Source organism: Paenibacillus sp. FSL R10-2771, assembly GCF_038000205.1.
GTDB lineage: Bacteria > Bacillota > Bacilli > Paenibacillales > Paenibacillaceae > Paenibacillus_AQ > Paenibacillus_AQ phytohabitans.
In genome coordinates this window covers 6,744,977-6,758,445 of the sequence record NZ_JBBOBM010000001.1, presented here as the reverse complement: position 1 = coordinate 6,758,445, position 13,469 = coordinate 6,744,977, and the positions used below count along the sequence as shown (strand labels likewise).

At 51.0% G+C, this 13,469-nt stretch carries 17 protein-coding genes and 1 riboswitch; of the genes, 11 read left to right on the top strand and 6 right to left on the bottom strand.

All coding sequences use genetic code 11. The features are described from left to right. Nucleotides 1-167: 167 nt before the first annotated feature. Nucleotides 168-1,538: an ABC transporter substrate-binding protein gene (locus tag NSU14_RS29120; RefSeq protein ID WP_340948137.1), complete on the top strand. Its 1,371-nt coding sequence runs from the start codon at nucleotides 168-170 to the stop codon at nucleotides 1,536-1,538. Nucleotides 1,539-1,783: 245 nt separating this feature from the next. Continuing rightward, on the top strand, nucleotides 1,784-1,906 hold the full coding sequence (locus NSU14_RS29115; protein WP_256703955.1) for a hypothetical protein: 123 nt from the start codon (nucleotides 1,784-1,786) through the stop codon (nucleotides 1,904-1,906). Between the two features lie 74 nt (nucleotides 1,907-1,980). Here the strand turns inward: NSU14_RS29115 and NSU14_RS29110 are convergent, their stop codons facing one another. Beyond that, nucleotides 1,981-2,610, bottom strand: coding sequence for a class I SAM-dependent methyltransferase (locus tag NSU14_RS29110; RefSeq protein ID WP_336103226.1), 630 nt, complete (start codon nucleotides 2,608-2,610; stop codon nucleotides 1,981-1,983). 125 nt (nucleotides 2,611-2,735) lie between these two features. Between NSU14_RS29110 and NSU14_RS29105 the strand changes: the two genes are divergently transcribed. Both NSU14_RS29105 and NSU14_RS29100 read left to right on the top strand, forming a co-directional pair. Beyond that, a complete protein-coding gene (locus tag NSU14_RS29105) occupies nucleotides 2,736-3,032 on the top strand; it encodes a hypothetical protein (RefSeq protein WP_042133264.1) in 297 nt (98 codons plus the stop codon). Nucleotides 3,033-3,134: 102 nt separating this feature from the next. Continuing rightward, the gene (locus NSU14_RS29100) at nucleotides 3,135-3,323 is read left to right on the top strand and encodes a hypothetical protein (protein WP_039306684.1); all 189 of its coding nucleotides are present in this window, start codon (nucleotides 3,135-3,137) and stop codon (nucleotides 3,321-3,323) included. 346 nt (nucleotides 3,324-3,669) lie between these two features. On the opposite strand, the gene NSU14_RS29095 is transcribed toward NSU14_RS29100, so the two are convergent. After that, complete coding sequence (locus NSU14_RS29095) at nucleotides 3,670-4,116, bottom strand: hypothetical protein (RefSeq protein ID WP_340948135.1); 447 nt, start codon at nucleotides 4,114-4,116, stop codon at nucleotides 3,670-3,672. Nucleotides 4,117-4,291: 175 nt separating this feature from the next. After that, nucleotides 4,292-4,459, bottom strand: a riboswitch (cyclic di-AMP (ydaO/yuaA leader). Nucleotides 4,460-5,062: 603 nt separating this feature from the next. On the opposite strand from NSU14_RS29095, the gene NSU14_RS29090 reads away from it, so the two are divergent. Both NSU14_RS29090 and NSU14_RS29085 read left to right on the top strand, forming a co-directional pair. Next, nucleotides 5,063-5,464, top strand: coding sequence for a MerR family transcriptional regulator (locus tag NSU14_RS29090; RefSeq protein ID WP_340948134.1), 402 nt, complete (start codon nucleotides 5,063-5,065; stop codon nucleotides 5,462-5,464). Between the two features lie 32 nt (nucleotides 5,465-5,496). Further along, on the top strand, nucleotides 5,497-6,519 hold the full coding sequence (locus NSU14_RS29085) for an oxidoreductase (protein ID WP_445670101.1): 1,023 nt from the start codon (nucleotides 5,497-5,499) through the stop codon (nucleotides 6,517-6,519). 72 nt (nucleotides 6,520-6,591) lie between these two features. On the opposite strand, the gene NSU14_RS29080 is transcribed toward NSU14_RS29085, so the two are convergent. Both NSU14_RS29080 and ytxJ read right to left on the bottom strand, forming a co-directional pair. Beyond that, entirely contained in the window at nucleotides 6,592-6,834 is a 243-nt protein-coding gene (locus NSU14_RS29080; protein ID WP_042133269.1) for a glutaredoxin family protein, read from the bottom strand. Then, the gene (gene ytxJ / locus NSU14_RS29075) at nucleotides 6,831-7,157 is read right to left on the bottom strand and encodes a bacillithiol system redox-active protein YtxJ (protein ID WP_039306673.1); all 327 of its coding nucleotides are present in this window, start codon (nucleotides 7,155-7,157) and stop codon (nucleotides 6,831-6,833) included. Before ytxJ ends, NSU14_RS29080 begins: the two co-directional genes overlap by 4 nt. A gap of 232 nt (nucleotides 7,158-7,389) precedes the next feature. On the opposite strand from ytxJ, the gene NSU14_RS29070 reads away from it, so the two are divergent. The 4 genes from NSU14_RS29070 (at nucleotide 7,390) to NSU14_RS29055 (ending at nucleotide 9,861) form a co-directional block, all read left to right on the top strand. Further along, nucleotides 7,390-8,112 (top strand): SDR family NAD(P)-dependent oxidoreductase, encoded by a 723-nt coding sequence (locus tag NSU14_RS29070; protein WP_042133272.1) that lies wholly within the window; start codon nucleotides 7,390-7,392, stop codon nucleotides 8,110-8,112. Between the two features lie 76 nt (nucleotides 8,113-8,188). Next, nucleotides 8,189-8,824, top strand: coding sequence for a ThuA domain-containing protein (locus NSU14_RS29065; RefSeq protein ID WP_042133274.1), 636 nt, complete (start codon nucleotides 8,189-8,191; stop codon nucleotides 8,822-8,824). 136 nt (nucleotides 8,825-8,960) lie between these two features. Beyond that, on the top strand, nucleotides 8,961-9,326 hold the full coding sequence (locus NSU14_RS29060; protein WP_042133275.1) for a MerR family transcriptional regulator: 366 nt from the start codon (nucleotides 8,961-8,963) through the stop codon (nucleotides 9,324-9,326). Nucleotides 9,327-9,519: 193 nt separating this feature from the next. After that, complete coding sequence (locus tag NSU14_RS29055; RefSeq protein ID WP_042133277.1) at nucleotides 9,520-9,861, top strand: thioredoxin family protein; 342 nt, start codon at nucleotides 9,520-9,522, stop codon at nucleotides 9,859-9,861. Between the two features lie 178 nt (nucleotides 9,862-10,039). Here the strand turns inward: NSU14_RS29055 and NSU14_RS29050 are convergent, their stop codons facing one another. Continuing rightward, on the bottom strand, nucleotides 10,040-10,942 hold the full coding sequence (locus NSU14_RS29050) for a CHAD domain-containing protein (protein ID WP_042133279.1): 903 nt from the start codon (nucleotides 10,940-10,942) through the stop codon (nucleotides 10,040-10,042). A gap of 287 nt (nucleotides 10,943-11,229) precedes the next feature. Between NSU14_RS29050 and NSU14_RS29045 the strand changes: the two genes are divergently transcribed. Then, nucleotides 11,230-12,126, top strand: a complete 897-nt coding sequence (locus tag NSU14_RS29045) for a lipoate--protein ligase family protein (RefSeq protein WP_052421648.1) — start codon at nucleotides 11,230-11,232, stop codon at nucleotides 12,124-12,126. 483 nt (nucleotides 12,127-12,609) lie between these two features. Here the strand turns inward: NSU14_RS29045 and NSU14_RS29040 are convergent, their stop codons facing one another. Next, complete coding sequence (locus tag NSU14_RS29040; RefSeq protein ID WP_076246213.1) at nucleotides 12,610-13,389, bottom strand: carbon-nitrogen family hydrolase; 780 nt, start codon at nucleotides 13,387-13,389, stop codon at nucleotides 12,610-12,612. Nucleotides 13,390-13,469: the final 80 nt, after the last annotated feature.

The following is a 13,469-nucleotide window of genomic DNA, read 5'->3' as shown; positions in this document are numbered from 1 at the left end:
TTAGATAGCTTCTATCTGAGAATGGGTTCCTTTTTGTCCGCACTTCTCAGCCTTATTTAAGGAAATGATAAGGATTTCAGTAGCTGGCTTATAAGCTTTCTATTCTATACTTGAGTCCATCCAAGTGAATAACCGTTTGAAATAACAAATGAGTGGAGGCTTTATTTTTGAAGAAAAATATGATACAGAAGATCATGCTTACTAGTTTCAGTGTGATGTTGATCGGTACCTCAGCAGGTCTTGCCACAGGTCAACTGGTTTCCGCAAATTCGAATAGCCAGGCAGATACGAAAGATACTTTAAAAGTATTGTATTGGAACGCTGATGATTTCAATAGGACGTACGGGAACCAGTTCAGTAAGAACTACCCGGATACAGACATCGAAGTCTTTGCACCTACAGGTTCAGGTTCGGTTACAGATTACAATTCGGCGATCCAAAAGTATTCACCGGATCTTGTAATGCTGCCCCCCTATGATTACCAGCAAATGTCTAAAGATAAAAAGCTGGCAGATTTAGAACCGTTAATTGAACGGGATCAGTATGACATGACAACAGTGTACCCTGGCTTGCTTGCTGAATTGAAGGAACAAGGCGGCGGCAAACTTTATGGGTTAAGCCTAAAGGTGGAGTCGTATGCTCTTCTGTATAATGCGGATTTATTTAAAAAGCACCATGTTAAAGCACCAAGTGACGGAATGACGTGGGAAGAAATATTGAAACTTGCTGGTGAATTCCCTACTACAGGAGATAAGAACACCCGAATTTGGGGTCTAAGCTCCTTTGGGTCCAGCAATTTGGTAATGGATATTGCCAGAACAGAAGGATTAACGTATATTGATCCAAATACTCTTAAGGCTACTGCGAATACAGCGTCGTGGAAAAATGCCTATCGCCTGTCTGTCGAGGCTACGAAGTCGGGGGTACTTGACGAAAGAATCACTCTGTCGGGCAAAAGTTACCTGGAAAGCAGCCCGTTCATTATGGGACGATCCGCTATGATAGTAGCCTCTATCAGTCAGCTGCAGTCCTTGCAAGCAGCAAATAGCAATGTAAAGAATTATAAACCGTTTACGCTTGGTATGGCTGCCGGCCCTGCGGATTCTAAGGACCGGAAGTCAACAGGATATGTGTTTGGTTCTGAGATTCTGGCTATTCCAGCAGGTGCATCGAATCTGGATGCCGCTTGGGAGTTCATTAAATATTTCAATGGGGATGACCACGCTAACGAATACTACAAACCTAACAACTCTAATAATAGTATAGGTGCACCTCTGTCCCGCATGGTTAAAGAGTATTCTGGTTACAAGCTGGATGCATTCTATAAATTAAAACCTAACTTCAATTCATCTATTACAAGTTATGCGCTCATGAACAAGTCACCAGATTTGGAATTGGATTTTTGGTCAATACTATCTGAAGAACTGACACAGGTAGTAAACGGGAAGAAAACATTAGACAAAGCTACTGCTGCAATTCAAACACAAACACAAGCTGCTGCTGATAAAGTGGCAAAGGCTCAGAAGGCAAAAAAGTAAAACATCCCAAGGAGAAAAGTCACACATAAATATTGGTTAAGCCCCCTCAAAACGTTAGTTAAATAACAACATCGGCAGTCTAACACTTATTTTCATTTCACAACAGGAAGCTATGCTTTAAGCATAGATGAAAAGGTAATTAACACAATGTGTTTCTGAAATCAGGATCATTTAATCATCAACTTACCAGATTGGAACACACATTATTACAATTCCCTTCTTTTCTTTCACTAAAGGCGGGCCGAATGTTAGTTTCTAACGGAAGCAACCTGATAGATTTCACGCAAGGGATGCTAACGGGTATAGGCATTGTGAGTATGGTGGTGACCATCATAGCCTTTGGCAGATATCAGAAGCGCAGCCAGTAAACATAGATCAAAGCCCATTCGCCGGGGGAGGCGGGTGGGCTTTTTTTACTTATGCAGACAGTGCGCTTGGAGCGCTATCCTTCCTTTTTACATTTTACAATTAAGAAGTTTATGGAAGGTTTGTTTTTCATATTCTTACCGGGCTCATCTATTTCTGATATCTCGACCAGGCCATAGTTGGCAAAGTCTTGTTGAATGGAGTCAGCATCATAAAAAAACATTTTCACTCGGTCCATAATTTCGAAATAGTCTGTATCCAGTTGGACGCCCTTACCGTACATTGGTGCTTTTTTGGATACCGTTGTAAAGACCATATATCCTCCCGGCTTCAGCTGATTATAACAATCCTGAATGAACTTCTCCCGCTCACGCTGATCCAATAAGTGAATCAGTGCATAGCAGAAAATACCGTCATAGAGTTTGTTGTCAAATGGCATATCGGTTACCGAGCCGTGGTAAACATTCATATCCAGCCCGCGCTGCCTCGCCAGATCAATCGCTGTTTGCGAAATTTCAATACCAGTAACATCTATACCATTGTCCATAAAAACCTTTGCATTTCTGCCATATCCAATGCCGGGAATCAGGATGTCTTTAACATTCTTTTCAAGGAAAAAATCCTTGGTTAAGATGGCCGAGTCAGAAGGTTCAAATCCCCACATCGTTTGTTTTTCTATGAAGCTTGCTTCCCAGAACTCCGTCATAGCCCGATCTCCTTTAATTACACTAAATAGTTATTACAGACATATTATATCTACGATAGAACCAATTTGCAATGTTATTGTTAATCTTCGTATTTTAGCTAAGTGATGATCCGGAGTTGAACAGTGTGGTAGTGAGCTATCTGGATGATTTCATCGCGAAAGTGCACATGTGGTGTTCCGGAGATACCTCAGAAAGTAAGACGATAGATGAAAGGAAGGCTCTGTATGCTGAAATCAGCAAGGAGACGGCAAATATAACAGATTACGAAATTAATGAAATGAATAAAATAAACGCTGATGAATACGAAGTGGTAGTGGACAGGTCCTGGGATAACGGGAGTGATGATACCGCTGTCTATTCAATGATTAAAATGATGGGATATGGAAGGTGGATGACCTGTAGTGATGAAACGGGCTTATAAATAATGCTGTTCTATAGAGTGATCACAAACCACCCTAAACTGGTTAAACCCCCGCAGATAGTGTACCTTAGTAATATTAGTAATTAGGAGTGGTGATTTTTTGTGAAAAAAAGTAGACAAACCCCCGTGCTGGTCGTGGTCTCCATCCTGCTGATCATTATCAGCAGCCTGATCCCGTCGGACAAATCAACCTGGCTGGGAGCACTGCAGACCATCTTGCTGGGCGTCGGGCTGCTCGGATGCTGCATGGCTTTTTGGCGGTTCGCCAAGGGCGGCAAGGGCAAGCGCTGATTTCTGGCACTGGAACAGATAGCATAGCATTAGCAAATGGAGAGCCGTGGCGGATGCTGCGGCTTTTATTAATATGTACGACGTCAGCGGATTTACTCTATGCAGCGCTTGCTACGCGGACTGAGAGGACCTTATTTTGTGAAAAAGCCTGCTTTTTTGCCCGTTGCGGACTCAGGCGCGCTTATATTGTTCGAAGGAGCTCAAAATGAGGCGAAACTGGTTAGTTAAGGTCCTCTGAGTCCGCATGGATCGCTGATTCGACTGATTGGGCGAAATAACGGATCTACAGTCCGCATGGATCGCAGCAGCATGCTTGAGTCTATTGTTGCAGGCCCCACCCAGCTCCCTATCCCGCCGACGGACGCGGGACAGCTGGCCGCGCAGCAGCCATCTGTTCGCGAATCCCTCTGAGCTGCGCTTTCAGCTCAGGAACGCTTCGCTGCAGGATGAGGCTGATCTCGGGCAGCGGCAGCTGGATGCCGTACCATAAGGCGCTGGCGATCTGATCCTCCCAGGTGAGCAGGGCAGAAGAGCAGCGGCCGCGGTCTTGAGCAACCAGCGAGCATTGCCGGATGCATTCCCTGTAGGAGGCAAGGGAGTAAGCATCTGCTTGGATGCTGCCCTTGAGCCAAGGCTCATAGAGTGCCGCGAATGTAGCAATTGCGGCTTGATCGGCGCGGGCGCCCTTCTCCAGCAGGAGACAGCTTAGCGCATAGATGGTTCCGCTATATTGCTCAATATAGCTGGTGAATCCGGCAGCGGGAACTGCATTGGACGATAATGGGTCTGGCATGTGGACACGTTCCTTCCTGAATGTGGGCGATTTATAGTTTGGATATGTAGTTGATAGGTTTGCCGAAATGCTGATCCGCCGGAATAAGTGCGCAAAAAACCGCAGACAGAGGAGGACCTCTGCTGCGGTTTTGTTACAGGCGTAAGAAGCCTGGGGCAAAATCGTGGCGGATCAAGATCTCTCTCTTTACGCTTACGGGGTTAGCTGTCGGATTCGGACGGTGAGAGTCGCCCTACCTTTTGAGACTGCGTAATTGAAGTCTCCTTCGGATTCACCCCAAGTAGGCCTGCGGCCTGATGGTTCCCCCGTTTTCCGCTTGGCGGAAATTCAGCGTGCATTCACATTATCGCTGGTAACTTTCAACACGAATCATACCCTTTCAGGATTGTCTTTGTAAAAATGGAAAAGAGTGCTTCTGCGCCGGATTTGCAATAAATTGCTGCTTCGCGAGGAATATTGGAGACTAAAACCATATATGTGGCCGATTATCATCCGTTTATCTCGCTCAATCGCCGTTTTTTATTTTTGGGAGGTAGCGGTGAGGGAACTCCGGAAATATTAATGCGTTAGACCGGAAACGCCGTCGATATTGATTTTTTGTGAAATGGCGTATTAGTGAGTAATCGGGAGATAATGAGAGATTGAAGATGAAGTAAGCGTTACCCGTCTGGCAAATAGATTCGTGAATGTGTTATTAGAGTAATTATGGCGGTTTACAATTTGTACCTGAATTAGAACCTGATTCTACGAAAAGTGTACCTTTCTAGCCGCACAAACCATACATCCGGGAGGGCCTAATTCCCGCTTCCCGAATGCTTGACTTGGACCCTACTCCAGGGATTATTATTTGAATCTGTAAGGGCAGACGGTCAGTAAATTACCAAGACTGAAAGCCAAACTAAGAAGCTGGATTAAGAAGCTAGATTAAGAAGGAGGCCAGCAGCCAATGGAGCCTGTTTTTACGATCGCCGAGGTAGCAGAGCGGACAGGACTCAGCCAGGATACCATCCGCTATTATGAGAAAATCAAGCTCCTGCCCCCGGCAAGCCGCAAGGAGAACGGCCAGCGGGCATACAGCAGGCGTGAGCTGGACCGGGTGCATTTCGTCGCTATTCTCAAAAGAACCCATATGCCACTGCGCACCATTCAAGAATATATCAGGGCTTCAGCGGAAGAGGACTACGAGGAATGCTACAGTGTGCTGGACAGGCATAAAACGTTGATTGAAGAGCAGCTCACGGAACTTACGGCGGCACTGGAGCTTATGAAATACAAGCTGAAGAACTTCCGGGAGCTTAAGGACGGCAGGTTCATCGCGGAAATGGAACAGAGGAGGAACGAAGTGTGAAAATTGGGATGAATACGGAGCTGAAAAGCGGGATGAGTAAAGAGTCGAACAATGAGACAAACAATGAGGCGAGTAATACGAAGTTTATGCAGCGACCGATTCCTTCCGGATGGGGTCCGGACACTACGGCGGAGCAAGTAATCCAAGGCCATAATCTGAGCGGTAAAATAGCGGTCGTGACCGGCGGCTACTCCGGCCTGGGCCTGGAGACCACACGTGTCCTGGCTGCCGCGGGGGCCACTGTGATAGTTCCCGTTCGGACACCGGAGAAGGCCCGGCTTGCCCTTGCCGGGATTCCCGGTGTCGAGCTGGAGGCGCTGGATTTGCTGGACCCGGCATCTGTGGATGCCTTCGCGCAGCGGTTCCTGGACTCCGGCCGGCCGCTGCATATGCTGACTCACAGCGCAGGCATCATGGCCTCGCCGCTGGCCCGCGACAGCCGCGGGTACGAAGCGCAGTTCGCGACCAACCATCTGGGGCATTTCCAGCTGGCGGCCCGGCTCTGGCCGGCGCTGGTGCAGGGCGGAGGCGCGCGGGTAGTCTCCGTATCTTCACGCGGCCATCGCATTGCCGGTGTTGATTTCGCAGACGTGAATTTTGAGCGTAGAGCCTATGAGAAATGGACAGCCTACGGCCAGTCGAAGACCGCCAATGTGCTGTTCGCCCTTGAACTGGACAAACGCGGGCAAGCACATGGTGTCCGGGCATTCTCCGTGCATCCCGGCAGCATCCTGACCGATCTGGCCCGGCATCTGTCGGATGACGAGCTGCGCGGCATGGGGGCGCTGGATGAAGCGGGCAACCGCATTCCGGCCGGGCGTACAAGTCATATGAAGACGGTCCAGCAGGGAGCCGCGACCAGTGTCTGGTGCGCGGTGAGTCCGCTGCTCGACGGCAAGGGCGGCGTGTATTGCGAGGATGCTGACATCGCTCCTGTAGCGGAGTCCGGGGATTCGCACCAGCCTGGGGTGCAGGACTGGGCGATTGATCCGGGCAACGCTCTGACGCTGTGGGAGCTGAGTGAAGCTATGACGGGGGTTACATTCCCGGCCTGACAGATCTGAACGACAAAAATGGTGCCGGCCCTGTAAAGAGGGCGGCACCATTTTGCATAACTGACTGAATCCTTACTGTACAGCTGCCTCAATAAGCTCCTGAAGCTCAGGAAGATTGAAGCCCTTGACAGCCCGGTCTCCGGATACGGTGACTGGAACACCCATGAAGCCCAGCTTCTCGACTTCTTCCTGATAGACGGTACTGGTCATCACATCTCTGACTTCGAAGGGAATGCCCTTGCTCTCAAGCAGCTGCTTCACCTGATTGCAGTCGCTGCAGCCGGATGTGGAATAGATGATTACGTTCTGGCTCATTGCTCCACAGCTTCCTTGATGGCGCCACGGGTGATTTTCCAGTGGGAAGTGTTCCAGCGGACCTCACCATCCTCCAGCAGGAAAATCTGCGGCGACTCATGCTTAATCCCGAAATCCTCGGCAATCTGATTGGAGACCGGACGGTCTTCGATGACATGTACAATGGCGGCAGGCGTGTCAGAATTCTGTGTATAGGCCTGGAACTCCTCATTTGCTTTGGCACTGATCGGGCAGGTGGTGCTGTGCTTGAAGAGCAATTTTTTGCCGGGTTGCCCTACGTATTGTTGCAGTTCATCCAGTGTATGGATTTGTTGAATAGACATCAGAGGATCACCTTCCTGGAATAGAATTTAGAAAGCATCTTGTCAACAATTGTGTTGTTAACAACTATTATTCTTGATTGTAACATAGTTCAAAATTAAAGCAAAAGAATGTTCAGCAGGCTTATCCCCCTCCCTTACGGGATGTTGATTAAGCCCTATTGCCATGCTAATGTGAGAGTGATGCAGCAACGCTCTGCGCATAAATAAGCAGGTATGAGGGGGTGTGCAATTCATGAAAAGGGTCGCTTTTGTAACCGGTGCCGACCGCGGGCTCGGGTTTTATCTGGTACGCTTTCTTCTTGAGAATAAATACACAGTGTTTGCCGGCCGGTATTTACCGGAAGTGGAGGCACTGGAGGCTTTGAAAGCGCAATACCAGGACACGCTGATGCTGGTCCCTCTTGATATCGGCAGCGCAGAGAGCGTGAAAGAGGCAGCGCGGAGTATTGCCGGCAGTACAGGACACATCGATATTATTATCAACAATGCCGGTATTATCCACCAGGCGGACAATGCTACAATGCTCGTGGATATGGATGATGAGGCTATGGCGCAGCTCTATAATGTGAATACGCTCGGCGCACTCCGGGTGAGCAACGCGTTGATGGGATTGCTTCTGCAGGGCAAGCAGCGGCTAATTATTAACATCTCCTCAGAGGCAGGCAGTATCAGCCGGAACAAAAGAATTAATATGTACGGCTACTGCATGTCGAAGGCGGCGCTGAATATGCAGTCCTCGCTGATGCACAATCATCTGCGTAAGCTGGGCGGACAGGTGATGGTCTTTCATCCCGGCTGGCTGCAGTCTTATATGAGCGGAGAGAAGAATATGGAAGCACCGATTCCCCCGGAGGAATCAGCGTATAAGATCATGAATATCGTACAGGATCATAAGAAATATCTGGGCGAGGAACCGGTGTACATCGATCTGGACGGCAATCTCTGGCCCTGGTAACAGCAGCGGACTTTTGTGGGATAATGGATTAAGCAATAATAGATGATCAACTTTGCACAAGAGAGGTGTGAATGCAATGACTTCCTTCAAAGCACTTGCGTTTGGCAGCTATACCGAGGTTAAATATCATCCGTTCACGGGAGTAGACCGTGAGATCGAGCAGCTGCTGGAGCCGGAGCTTCAGGTCGTATCGACTGAGGATTACGGGCTGATGAACAAGGAACAATTGTCGGACTGCAAGCTGGTGGTCTCCTATACTGAATTCTCTGATGAGAAATTATCCGCTGCGCAGAGCGGTGCACTGCTGTCTTATGTGGCTGGGGGCGGCGGTCTGCTCGTAGTGCATAACGGGATCTCCCTGCAGCGCAATCAGGAGCTCGGCGTAATGCTGGGCGCCCATTTCACCCACCATCCGGACTATACCGCGCTTCATATGACGATTTCCAGCCGGGAGCATCCGATTATGCAGGGCATCAATGACTTTGTAATTGAGGATGAGCCGTACTATTTTGAGCAGCTGCCATATTTCGAATCAACCATTCTCGCAGAATATCCCCATGGAGGGGCTATGCGGCAGGCGGCCTGGTGCCATGAATTCGGACAAGGGCGGGTAGTCTACCTGATGCCTGGCCATCATCTGCCTTCCTTCTCGGTAGAGCCGTTCCGGCAGATGATCCGCAGAGGCGGGTTATGGGCAGCGGGACTGCTGTAAGATAATGTGGAGGCCAGCTTAAGTTATGCTTAGGCTGGTTTTTTTGTTTATTCTGAAAAAACACCTTGACCCTGACACTAGTGTCAGGGTTTATACTGAGTGTAGACCATTTCTCATGAACCCCGGGGAGGATACCATGAAAATAGGTGAATTAGCCACACTTACGGGCGTAAGCGTCCGTTCATTGCGATATTATGAGCGTCAGGGACTGATCAAACCGCTGCGCCAGGACAACGGGTATCGTGAATACTCTCCGCTTGCCGTGGATACGGTGGAGACGATTAAGCTGTATTTGAATCTTGGCTTGTCGACAGAAGAGATTGCCGGATTCCTGAACTGTGTCCTTAAGAATAAAGAGGCGTTCTGTGCAGAAGTAATGCCGCTGTACCGCAGCAAGCTGGAGGAGATTGAACGCCAGCTGATTGAGCTGAATCAGATCAAGCTGAACCTGCAGGACCGGATGGCTTCAATTCTGCATGAGCAGCAGAATGAAGAGGAATAAGGCGGATCGATAAGATGAATAGAAGAAAATAACAAGAAGCTAGAAGGATCGAAGGGGGATTCTGGAACTGTAGGAGCGATAGCGTCCGGAAGTCCAAATATTCACCGTAGTGACGACTAAGCTTTAAGTTAGTATCTTAAGTTCAGCTTATATAATTGAGGTTAATCATTTGAGAGTTGAAGGAGGGCTTGAGATGGCTATGATAATTGCCGATAACGCCGGAGCTGTGCGTGAACAGCTGAAGGCTGGCGGAACCGTGCTGGTGGATTACGGTGCGTCCTGGTGTCCGCCTTGCAGAACCCTGCTGCCGATTCTGGAAGAACTGAATTCCGAATACGGGGATGACGTGAGCATGATTAAGGTGGACTGCGATGAACTGCCGGAGCTTGCATCGGAAGCCGGTGTGATGAGCATGCCGACAGTGATCGTATACAGCGGAGGCCAACCTGTGGAGAAGCTGGTCGGCCTGCGGCCGAAATCCGTATATCAGGGTGTATTGAACAAAGTTGCCGGAGCGGTGCGCGGTACTCTTTAACGTATTGTAACGGGGAGGGGCGGGAGCGCCGCTTTGCCGCGGATATCGTGGAGCACAGGCCCGCGATTCTTCCCAGGCAGCGTTTCCTGGCACTCGCAGCCCAAGAATTAAGGCAGGATGCCGCATGAGGATCATGCAGCGTCCTGCCTTTGTATTTTCGGGAATATATATAATGCCGCTATTTCGTGCTCTCTGCTCCAGGAACTACAGGGACAACCTCATTCTGGTGCAATGCTTCCAGTACCTCTGCGCGCAGACTTTCGGTGAACGCCGCCCATGTTTTTTTACCGACATCCAGCTCTTCACGTCCAATGGAATTCAGTGTTTCGAGCCACACGCGCTTATCATTAATCACCCCGAGCTGCTCTTGAATATCCTTGTAGATGGCCTCGTGGGCATGGAATTTCTGATTCAGCGCAAAAGCGGCCGCATTAGCGGTATAGCGCAGATGCTTGGCGGCAATCCGCAGCTCATGGAGCGCTTCGAAGGCTTCCTTCGATTCAGCCTCAGGCCCCTTGAACAGGGTCTTGCAGGCTTTTTTCTTCTGTTCAAAAGCGACTTCAAGCTCGCGCATGACCACATTGGCATCTTTCTTGGCGGCGAGCGGCTCCAGCTGTGTATCGATAAAAGGGGTCCACTGCGCGTCTAGGGCCTTGCCGGTCAGCTTGGGAAGCGCATCCTCCAGCTTCTTGCGGAATGTCTTCCGCTTGGCCTTCTGGTGTTTGATTACTGCTGTGAGCAGTTCGGCGGTTTTGACATCACCCGCCTCTTTGGCGGCCTTGCGCCGTTCCTTGAACGATGCGATCAGTACATCTGCGTCCCTTACCTTGCCGAGCTTCTTCTGTGCCTGCTTGAATGTGCTGTACAACTCTTCCGTAGCCGAATGGCCCGGATCAAGAATGGACAGGAGCGTCAGCAGCTTGCGGCTGTTGACTCTGGCCTGATGAATATCTTCATCTCCGAAGCCCTTCAGCACATCTTGGCTGTAGTCCCGGAAGTTGATATACAGCTTGTTCATTGCCTGCTCCCATTGTCTGGCCTTGCTTAGTTGCCTGTCCTTTGTCAGTTGTTCGGTTGTCATGCGGCATCACTCCTAAGGGTTGTGTATAGCATGAGCTTCAACGCGATTCTTATGGCTGGGATTATCTTCTTATCCTCTAAGGATAACGGGTTCCAGCCGCCATTTCAAATACAGAGTTTATAGGCTCCAGGCTTCGCGGCCAGTGTGCAGATCGGTTACAATAGGACTAATTAAGAAAGTGTAATTACAACACAGCGGAATACGCAGCGTGACTTGCGGGATCAGGGCGGTGCCCGGCCTGCCGTATCCGGGAAAGAGGTAGTCAGTGGGACTCGCAGGCAATCCGAATGAGAAGTGAACCTTATAATGTGCTGGAAAATGGAGTGGCGGGCAGGCTGCCTGAAGATATGCTGCTCTTCACGCATTTGAGCGGGGAAGCGGAGGAAACGGAATCCGGGCAGGATATGCTGGTTCCGTTTGCCTTCGAGGAAATGCTGTGCCGGGATGTCGGAGCCGGACAGGTTCCGCCGGTACTGCATCTTTGGAGCCACCAGGGCGGTGTGGCGCTGGGGCTGCGGGACAGCAAGCTGCCCCGTGCGGGGGCGGCGATGCAGGCGCTTGAGGAGCAGGGAATCCGCACGGCGGTCCGGCATTCAGGCGGCGCAGCAGTGCCGCTGGATGCCGGGATCATCAATGTGTCCCTGCTGCTGCCCAAAAGTCCGGGCAAGCTGGACTTTCACGATGATTTCCGGCTGCTGGCTTCGCTGATTGCCGAAGCCGTAGCTGTGAGCCATCCGCAGGCGGCGGCGCTGATCCGTGCCGAAGAAGTCACCGGGTCGTATTGCCCCGGTGACTTCGATCTGTCCATCGGCGGCCGCAAGTTCTGCGGCATCGCCCAGCGGAGACAGAGCAACGCGTACTTCGTCCACGCGTTTGTTGTCGTGTCCGGCTCCGGGCTTGCGCGCGGAGAACTCATCCGCAGCTTCTATGCAGAGGCAGCGGACGGGGACGAATCGCTGGACTATCCCCGCGTGCGTCCGGAGACGATCGCCGCGCTCGGGGAGCTTGGCGGCCCGGATTCGGCCGCAGTCTTCACCGCAGGCATCCGGCAGGCGGTTGCCCGCCGGGGCACACTGCTGAAGCCGGCGGAACGCCTGCAGCAGGAGACCGGCTACAGCCTGCAGTACGGCGATCCGCGAGTACTGGAGGCGGCGCGTGTGCTGCGGGAGAGGTATGCGCGCTGAAGCAAGCGCGCAATGTAACGGGAGTCCTGGGAAGCGTGGAGAGCGGGCGGTCATTGAAGAGTGCAGGCAGGTGCATACGAGAAGGGTGCAGGCAGGTGCACACGAGAAGGGTGCAGGTAAATGCAGACGAGTGCAGGCGAGCTAAATTCGCCTGTGCTTTTTGCTGTTTGGAGAGATAGAGGGAAAAATCCCATTAAATTGGTTGGTGGGAGGGCATTTGGAGGTAGATAGAGGGAAAAATCCCATTAAATTGGTTGGTGGGAGGGCATTTGGAGGTAGATAGAGGGAAAAATCCCTTTAAATTGGTTAGTGGGAGGGGATTTGGAGGTAGATAGAGGGAAAAATCCCTTTAAGTTGGTTGGTGGGAGGGCATTTGGCGGAAATGAGGGGCAGAAGTGCCCCTGAATTGGAGGGAAGCGGACATTTGGTGGAAATGAGGGGCAGAAGTGCCCCTGAATCCCTGGAGAGGGCGTCTTATCTGCCCTACAGATACAGCTCTGGCCGCCGGTCGGAGAAGACCGGGATCTGCCCGCGTACTTCCCGCACCCTGGCGAGGTCGATCTCGCCGCTGAGAATCTCTTCGCTGCCGGAAGCCTCGCTCACAATCTCTCCCCAAGGGTCAATAATCATGGAATGGCCGCCGAAGATGTTGGCCGGATCAGAACCGGAGCGGTTGCAGGCCACCACGTAGCACTGGTTCTCAATCGCCCGGCTGATTAGCAGCGCCCGCCAGTGGGATAAGCGGGGCAGCGGCCATTCTGCGCTGATGAACAGCACTTCAGCGCCCTCCGCCATATGAACACGGACCCATTCGGGGAAGCGGATATCATAGCAGATTAATCCGGCGCATAAGGTGCCGTCCAGCTTGAACAGTCCTTTGGCTGACCCGGGCTGGAGGTAGAGATGCTCATCCATCAGCTTGAACAGATGCAGCTTGCTGTACTGCCCGGCGGGTGCTCCGGTACGGTCGAAGACGAACATGCTATTGGTAATCCCGGTATCCTGCCTCACGGCGACAGAGCCGGCGACGATATTAATCCCGTATTTCCGGGCCAGACCGGATATCAGGGTCCCCGCAGTGCGGCCCCCGTGATCTGCGATCTCGTCCAGCCGGGTCAGATCGTAGCCGGTCGTCCATAATTCGGGAAGGATTATGCAGTCCGGGTTACCGGCGGCGGCTTCGCGAATTTTGCGTTCTGCCGCAGCATAATTCACCTCCGGATTGCCAAATGCTATATCGAGCTGAATCAGGGCTATTTTCATACGGGCAAACTCCTCTTTAATTTTATTAGTTGACGGGTCAACGATTCCGGTGTAAAGTAAGGTTTGTCAAAAAGGTTTTG

What these genes read in the sequence shown, in the direction of transcription:
- NSU14_RS29115 (WP_256703955.1), top strand. Translation starts at nt 1,784, where the DNA reads ATGTTAGTTTCTAACGGAAGCAACCTGATAGATTTCACGCAAGGGATG.
- NSU14_RS29110 (WP_336103226.1), bottom strand. Translation starts at nt 2,610, where the DNA reads ATGACGGAGTTCTGGGAAGCAAGCTTCATAGAAAAACAAACGATGTGG.
- NSU14_RS29095 (WP_340948135.1), bottom strand. Translation starts at nt 4,116, where the DNA reads ATGCCAGACCCATTATCGTCCAATGCAGTTCCCGCTGCCGGATTCACC.
- NSU14_RS29090 (WP_340948134.1), top strand. Translation starts at nt 5,063, where the DNA reads ATGGAGCCTGTTTTTACGATCGCCGAGGTAGCAGAGCGGACAGGACTC.
- NSU14_RS29085 (WP_445670101.1), top strand. Translation starts at nt 5,497, where the DNA reads ATGAGTAAAGAGTCGAACAATGAGACAAACAATGAGGCGAGTAATACG.
- NSU14_RS29080 (WP_042133269.1), bottom strand. Translation starts at nt 6,834, where the DNA reads ATGAGCCAGAACGTAATCATCTATTCCACATCCGGCTGCAGCGACTGC.
- ytxJ (WP_039306673.1), bottom strand. Translation starts at nt 7,157, where the DNA reads ATGTCTATTCAACAAATCCATACACTGGATGAACTGCAACAATACGTA.
- NSU14_RS29070 (WP_042133272.1), top strand. Translation starts at nt 7,390, where the DNA reads ATGAAAAGGGTCGCTTTTGTAACCGGTGCCGACCGCGGGCTCGGGTTT.
- NSU14_RS29065 (WP_042133274.1), top strand. Translation starts at nt 8,189, where the DNA reads ATGACTTCCTTCAAAGCACTTGCGTTTGGCAGCTATACCGAGGTTAAA.
- NSU14_RS29060 (WP_042133275.1), top strand. Translation starts at nt 8,961, where the DNA reads ATGAAAATAGGTGAATTAGCCACACTTACGGGCGTAAGCGTCCGTTCA.
- NSU14_RS29055 (WP_042133277.1), top strand. Translation starts at nt 9,520, where the DNA reads ATGGCTATGATAATTGCCGATAACGCCGGAGCTGTGCGTGAACAGCTG.
- NSU14_RS29050 (WP_042133279.1), bottom strand. Translation starts at nt 10,942, where the DNA reads ATGACAACCGAACAACTGACAAAGGACAGGCAACTAAGCAAGGCCAGA.
- NSU14_RS29045 (WP_052421648.1), top strand. Translation starts at nt 11,230, where the DNA reads ATGAGAAGTGAACCTTATAATGTGCTGGAAAATGGAGTGGCGGGCAGG.
- NSU14_RS29040 (WP_076246213.1), bottom strand. Translation starts at nt 13,389, where the DNA reads ATGAAAATAGCCCTGATTCAGCTCGATATAGCATTTGGCAATCCGGAG.